We start from the raw sequence: 7,231 nt of genomic DNA on the forward strand, positions 1-7,231 counted from the left end.
GTCCTATTTTTGGGGAAGGCTACAGGGGGAACAAAGGATTTTGCCCGACCAACTAACGGCTTTACAGCGCTTTTATGGCGAAAATGGGGTTCCGTATTTTGACCTCATTCATAATGGGGTCAAGTTTAAAGAATATGTGGGGGCATTGATGGTTGGCAATACCAGCATTGAGGTTTTACCTAAGGCAGATAAACAATTGCAATCGCAGGATTGGCGTGGGGTTTTAATTGGAATGCTTAGGGCCGTTGGTTTGTTTGATGTTCATACGCCCAGCTCAAGCTTTCTTCAGCTAAGGTCCAATTCGATTCTCGATTTGTATTTTGAGCGCTTTGTGGCAGAGTTGGAATATTTGCTGCATAGGGGCTTGATTAAAAAGTACCGAAGAACTACCGGAAACTTAAATGCTTTAAAGGGGAGTATTAATTTTCCTAAACAGATCAGTACCAACTTGACTCATAAGGAGCGCTTCTTTGTAAACTACTCAAGCTACTATAGGGAGCATGTTTTTCATCAGGTCTTGTATAAGGCGCTCAGGCTCTTACAAAGGATTAATAACAATGTGCAGCTTCAAAGCAGAATTACTTCCCTCCTACTCGACTTTCCTGAGTCGCAAGACTTAAGAATTTCGAAAAGCACCTTTGGCCGTATTGTTTACGACCGAAAAACCAACAAATACAAAAACGCAATGGAGATTGCGAAGCTGTTGCTGCTGAATCATCATCCGGATGTAAGAGTGGGATTAAATGATGTGTTGGCCCTTATGTTTGATATGAATCATTTATGGGAGCGTTTTGTCTTCGCCAGTCTGAGAAAGCATTTGGCTCATGGCTGCACGATAACTGCGCAGAACACAAAAAGCTTTTGGAAACCGGCTGCTGGCTACAGTTCCAGAATGCAACCCGACATCGTCATCAACATGGATCGAGACGACTGCATTGTTCTGGATACAAAATGGAAAAATCTCACAAAAGGGAATCCTTCGCCTCATGATTTGAGGCAGATGTACGTGTACCTGAAGTACTATAACGCCAAACACGTGGCGTTGGTGTTTCCCAACGCCGACTCAAGCCAGCAATCGGGCCTTTTCTACCATGAGTCCGGTTCGGGATTAAGCGACAACTCCTGCAGCTTGATTTCTATTGGGGTAATGGAGGATATTAAGCTGTGGCAGGCCAAAATAGCTGATGATGTATTCCGGAGCATGCTGACCCCTCATTTTCAAATATAAAAACGTTACCGCCTGTTTATTTCAACCCAAAAGGGTACCAGTATTTCATTCTAAAAGTATACTCATGACGATCAATACTCCTCTACTCGCATTGTCTTCTTATGAATTAGATAGCATCCCTTAATTTCATTTTCATTGTAAAATACTTGTAGGTCCTCGTAGACTGGCGCATCCATAAACTTAAAAACCATAAAGTCGCGGTACAAACCTAAAAAGCATAACTTGTAGGGCTCCATAATGATGTTGCCATCCTTCTCCATATAACTAAGCACCTTGCTGTGTGCGTCTTCAATTTTTAGTTTGAAAGATTTTATTTCCTTCTTAAAATCGGCTGTGCCATTTACATGGCCACTGTTGGCATCGCAGATGTACATGGCTGAGGGATACAGGGGGGCTTTGTAGCCTATTTGTTTTCTTCGCTCAAAATCTTTTTCACGATAGTCGTCCAGGGCAGAACCCAAAGGAAGCGGACGATTTTTATCCATGTATTGGGTGTAAAAACTCCATGTACTTTGGTCGTAAGCCCCAAAGGCAAGTATTCCATAAGCCAATTGAGGATGTGCTATAGCCATTAATTCACCATACATCATAGAAGGGTCTATTTTATCAAAGCTGGCAGTAAATCCGGGGTTAACTATGTTGCCTTTTAAACTCACCTGCCCTTTTAAACGATTAAAAACCAGTCGGGGAGCCGGCAATACCATTCTTAAGAATATGGCCAGAGTTATTAAGAGTGCTGCTACTGGTAAGCCGAGAATTTCTACGGTGTTGGGATCGTAGAGACCGACAAAGGCCACTGTGGTGATTAGGGTCCAGATTACGAAGGTTCTGATTAATTTCCTGCGCAGTTTGGGCTTACTGAAAATAAAGTATTCATCATCGACCCGATGAAATTTGTAAATCCCGGGATTCTCCGCTTCGGCCAACATCTGCTTATCCAAGCTAAATTTACGACTTTGGATGCCTCTGTAAAACAAATCCTTAGAAGGCCCAATTTTAAATATGAGTGCAAACCCAAAGGGCAGAACCGCTATGGCAAGAAGAAAAACTGATCCTTGGAGCAGGCCTAAGAAGGCTTTTTCGAAGATGGTGAGTTCTCTTTCTTCAAGATGGTTTAGCTTCTTAATCAAAGCATCTCTGACTTGTCGATTATCTTCAACCAATAATTGTCTATGAATACTATCGCTTCCTGGCCTTTCAAGCGCAGGCTCTAATCGGTCATTTACAAAAAAGGCGCCCATAAACAACATCGAGCTGAGTGCGATGGTTAACACTCCGGTTGTAATGGCCAGTGAGATTTGGGCAGACTTACTTATTTTCATATTAAATCGGTTTATATCGTTTTTCTCCAGTACTCCGCTTTGGTGCTTATATTGCTCTTTGTCAGAGTTAACTTGGCTTCATTTGCCCTGGCGGGCAATGTGGATGTGTAAGTATAACAAAGCCACCTTTCCTCCTTGGTTGTATTGTGTGGCATGGGTATGTAGTGCCCATCCGAAGTTTTCATTCTTGCCATCAGCACAAGTAAATGGTTGCCATCACCGTGTTCAGCAGCTATTGGCTCCGTACCAATAAACTCTAAACGCTTTCCATCAAAATTCTCAACACGCCCCAGTTTTCTTCGATAGCAAAACTTAAATCGACTGTTTTCAAGCGTTGTATCTTCAATACCCCTGAACCGTAACTGCTCACTCAAGAATTTACGCTCATCATTCGTCAATGGCAAGTGGCTGTTGATTTTCTCACTAAGGTTTCTCGAAACAAACAGGCCTTCAAAGTCCTTGTTCTTAAAAAGTGGAGTCGGTTGCTCCTGGTAACCAAACCAAAGATCAAGCTGGTCTTTTACAAAAAAGCACTCTATTTCTATTTCCTGAACATCCGCAGCCAGTAATGAAAGATCGCTGCTGACATTCAGCATCAATTCGGTTATTACTGGTCGGGTGCCAAGCACTTGCCCGTACTTATTAATTACATGTACATTCTTTTTTATAAAGGATAGTTCTGGTTTAAAGTAAAAAAGAAAGCTGTGTATATAAATGAACTCTTCTAACAAGTAACTGACGTCAATATACAACTCGTTTGCGTTCGTCTTCGCTTTTGTTGATTTCTTTCGAAACTCTTCATTCCCAAGTTCTAGCAGGTTTGCATATGCTTCGGAGTTCGTCTTATACCTAAACCAATCGTAAAACATGGTCTTTTTCACAAACTCTTCAAAGGGCGTATCTTTAAAATAGGCGTACAAGAATTTTGTGCCAATGGCAATGGTAATCGTAGCAAAGCCTGCCCAGCCTGCCCATGAGGCCTTGGCATAGAAGGCCGTAATGGCAAGACTGGATAAGCCGGTGGAGGCACTCACAATACTGCAGGCCATGGCATCGTAATCTCTGGTGCTCCAGGTTTCAACCCCGTCATACACATCAATAGCTATACCGATGTATGCCCCTGCTGTGCCCCACGATACCCGAAGTGCTTTGGTACCCGTATGTATGAGTGGAGGTTTGGTGCCGGCCACCATCTGGCTGTACTTTGCATAGGTGTTTTGTACGGTAACAACCAACGCTGCCACATCTAATGTGTTTCTGATGGGATGAGATTTTGCAATATTTGTGGCCCCTTTGATGGCCAGCAGGTCAATAACAAGGGTGAAGAGCGGATTGGTTGCAACCGCATGCGCCACCCTTTCAAGTTTTGAAATCCGTGCACGCTTGATGTCGATGGTTACAGTTCCTTTTTCCCCATCAATGGTTCTCTTCCAGGAACCGGTTACTGCTTCATACCGCATCCCACCCTGTTGTTTGGCAATTTTGTTGAGTCTTTCTACAACCTCGTCCTGAGTTAAGGGAATTACAGTACGCCCCAGTTCGGTATTAACGGTTTTACAGAACTTAATCTCTATGGGCGTGAATCCTACTTTGGTTATGGCTGTTAATACCTGATGGGTGGTCGTGATGTATTTACTTATGAGCGAAGCATTGATATTTGTTTTCTCTTCAGAGGGTTTGGTGGCTGACTTTTTCCCGTGATTGCTGTCCAGGTAGTCTTCGACTCTAATAACCCGGTTAATTAATTTACCCGCTTCATTTTCTTCACTATTAAAAGCTTTTATTGCGAGGAAACCTGGATCATCAGCAGCATATTTTGCAGAATCGCCATACAAGGTTGAAAGATTCAATATTTGGTCTTTATCAAACGGTCGCTGGGCAATGCTTGAGTAAAATGTCCCAATACAGGCTTTTATTTCGATCAATGCATCCCAAAAAGCACTTTGCTCCTCCGGCGCTGTGGGCTCCTTAATGGTATTATGAAATTTACAAAACGATTGAAAACCATCTGCCTCAATAACGGTTTTTAAAACGTGTCTAAGCCCTTCAATTTTCCTGTGACATGTTATGCGTTCGTCCACTGCAAGCACCTTCAGCAAGCGCTCCTTATCTATGTCGTTTTCTGCTTTCTCTGCTTTGGGGAATTTGTGATTATTGTCGTATATCGCTCTGTATAGTCCACTTGCAAGTGAGTGAATGTAGAATATTTGCTTCAGGTTTTTTTTATGGTCCGCATCCAGTTTTATTTTCTGAACCAACTCCTGGTCGGTTAATGCCTTGCCCTCCTCGTTGTTCTTAAGAATGGATAAAATTTGCTTCGGGTCTATTCCTGTTCGGATGGATCGAACCAAGGCTTCATGCTCTAAATGTGCATTGACTAAATCCTCATTGACCTGCGCTGTTATGCCAAAAGGGTCATGCAGCATCACAAAAACATCTCTGGTTGTGTTGTCTCTGCTTTCTTTCTCGTTGTTTTGGATGGTGTAAACCAGTTGTTCTTCGAAGACATGCTTTTGAACGGCAGTGTTTATACGCTTGTCACTCGTTTTAGGAATGGCCATCCAGGCATCAACATCCTCAAGAATGCCTTTACCGAGATCCGACGCCCCTTTCCCGTTGCTGCTCCATTCGCTACAGTTGATGATGGTTTGATGGGGATGTGTTTTTTTATACAACTCTTCCAATACAATGGACTTGGTTAAGGGTGTGGGAGAGTAAAACAATCTGATTTCGTCGTTGATGTTAGCGTCAAAGTAGAAGGCATTTCGGGCGGTACGATTTCCAGCTTCTTTTTCGGTGATGAATTGGGAAAAAACAAGCCCTGCATTCCAAAGATAATCAAACTCATAAACCCCTTTAGCCAGTTTGCTTGTAATGTACACATAACCTTCATTGAGCGGAACGGGATAGTATTTGTATTCGAAGGATTGCGGTGACTGAACTCCTCTTGAGACCGGCAATAAGGGCTTTACTGCTGGGCTTGCTATCGCGGTTGCATCTGCAACGGCTGCCGCAGCCTGCTGCGGGTGAAGCTTTTGTTCTTTTGACGGAGATGCGGAGCTGAGTTTTGGAAAGCCTTCCACTTCAGCAAGTCCTTCGCACTTTTTTGAACTGTTTGTGATAAATGTGAGTTCACTTTCTCTGTTCGCATCAAAAATTCCAAACCTGAGCGGGAAGATGCGCACGCCATCAAAAACATATTGATCATTTGATGTTGCTTTTTCTGCTCCGGGAACTTCAACTTCGATGAAAACATCTCGTTGAAATATCTCGCTGCTATTGCTCATTGTCCTTCTCTTTATAATAGTTACTATCCGCTGTCCATTCCACCATTAGTTCACCGTCTTTAACTTCCCCTTTTAGTTTGGTGATTTCTTCTCCATCCTGTGTGTCGTGACGAAGAACTATGGTCGCAGTTTCTCCATCTTTAACATTCTGAAATGTCGCCAGGATATAGGTCTTCTCGTCAAGTTTTACGCCTCTTTTTTTATGCCTGTTCTCGTCCACCATTTGTACATCTAAAATTCTTGGTGGGGCATCCTTGTCCCCTTCTTCCGCGGCCTTTTTGATTGCTTCCTGATTTTTCCTGGCCTGTTTCAAATCCTTACCCTTGCCTTTAACGGCAGCCCCAACAATGTCGAGCAGCGAGATTTTTGGGAAGGGGATTTTTTTGAGGGGCATTACGGCATCGGGTGTGGGAGTGTTGGGGCCAACGGTAACGCCGGGGACGCCGACGGTAATTTGTCCCCCGTGGGCCGTCATGCTGCCCATGGTGGCTACGGGTTTGCCGTTTACGGTGACGCCGGGACAGCCTTGAACGATGGTGTCCGGGGGCCCTACGCAGGTGCACATGTCGCCCATAACGGCGATGGGTTGACCATTAACGGTGACACCGGGCATGCCGGGTCCGCTTACGGGACCGCCTACGTGGGGGATGTATCCTGTGACCATGGGACAGACGTGCATGCTGCCGATGGTGGCTACTGGTTTTCCTGCCATAGCTGTGTGGTTTATTGCTTTGGATTATTACTGCTTACTACATTACATCTATTTTAAAGGCGGCACCTTTTACGCAGGTCATGGAGCCGCTCACATTGGCCTGCACGCCGCCTTTCATATCTACATTCTGTTTGCCTTCCACGGCAGCGTTCATGCCGTTGATGGCCACATCTTGCTTGGCTTCGATGTTTACGGCACCTTTGGCGGCCAGCGTGGAATCGCCGTCGCTTTGCAGGGCCACGTTGCCTTTGGCTACAGCAGAGACGTCTGCTTCTGCGGCCAGTTCAACGTTTTGTTGGGCACCGAGGGTGATGTTTTCTTCGGCATTCAGAGTAATGTTCTTGGCGCTGAGGGCGATGTTCTCGACGGAGGAAAGGAGCAGCGACTTCTCCTGGGTGTCGAAGGTAATGACTGAGCCGCCGTTGTCGCGGATGTGAATTTTCTCGGCCCCGTCGGTGTCGTCGAACTCGATGGTGTGGCCGCTGCGGGTGGTGATGGCTTTGATGTTGTTGTCGGCCACCATGCCGCTGGTGTTGTTCATGTGGAAGAGGCTGCCGGCCACGAAGGGCCGGGAGGGATCGCCCTGCTCGAAGGCGACCATGACCTGGTCGCCGATTTCGGGGATGAACCAGAGTCCCCGGTTCTTTTCTATGACTTCGCTGGTACCGGCGCCGGGTGTTTG

General features: G+C 45.2%; 5 protein-coding genes. 1 reads left to right on the plus strand and 4 read right to left on the minus strand.

Features of this window, described 5'->3' with window-relative positions; genetic code table 11:
• A partial coding sequence (locus tag B4W65_RS16690) for an McrC family protein (RefSeq protein ID WP_088656303.1) occupies window positions 1-1,228 on the plus strand: 1,228 nt, incomplete at its 5' end.
• Between the two features lie 71 nt (window positions 1,229-1,299).
• On the opposite strand, the gene B4W65_RS16695 is transcribed toward B4W65_RS16690, so the two are convergent.
• The 4 genes from B4W65_RS16695 to B4W65_RS16710 all read right to left on the minus strand — a co-directional run.
• Entirely contained in the window at window positions 1,300-2,550 is a 1,251-nt protein-coding gene (locus B4W65_RS16695) for a hypothetical protein (protein ID WP_088656304.1), read from the minus strand.
• Window positions 2,551-2,561: 11 nt separating this feature from the next.
• The gene (locus B4W65_RS16700) at window positions 2,562-5,837 is read right to left on the minus strand and encodes a hypothetical protein (RefSeq protein WP_088656305.1); all 3,276 of its coding nucleotides are present in this window, start codon (window positions 5,835-5,837) and stop codon (window positions 2,562-2,564) included.
• The gene (locus tag B4W65_RS16705) at window positions 5,827-6,549 is read right to left on the minus strand and encodes a PAAR domain-containing protein (protein ID WP_088656306.1); all 723 of its coding nucleotides are present in this window, start codon (window positions 6,547-6,549) and stop codon (window positions 5,827-5,829) included. The genes B4W65_RS16700 and B4W65_RS16705 overlap by 11 nt, the downstream gene beginning before the upstream one ends.
• Before the next feature lie 37 nt (window positions 6,550-6,586).
• Window positions 6,587-7,231 (minus strand): phage baseplate assembly protein V (locus B4W65_RS16710; RefSeq protein ID WP_146697827.1); only part of this gene is annotated, 645 nt, incomplete at its 5' end.

It is taken from the genome of Geofilum rhodophaeum, assembly GCF_002210225.1.
GTDB classification, from domain to species: domain Bacteria; phylum Bacteroidota; class Bacteroidia; order Bacteroidales; family Marinilabiliaceae; genus Geofilum; species Geofilum rhodophaeum.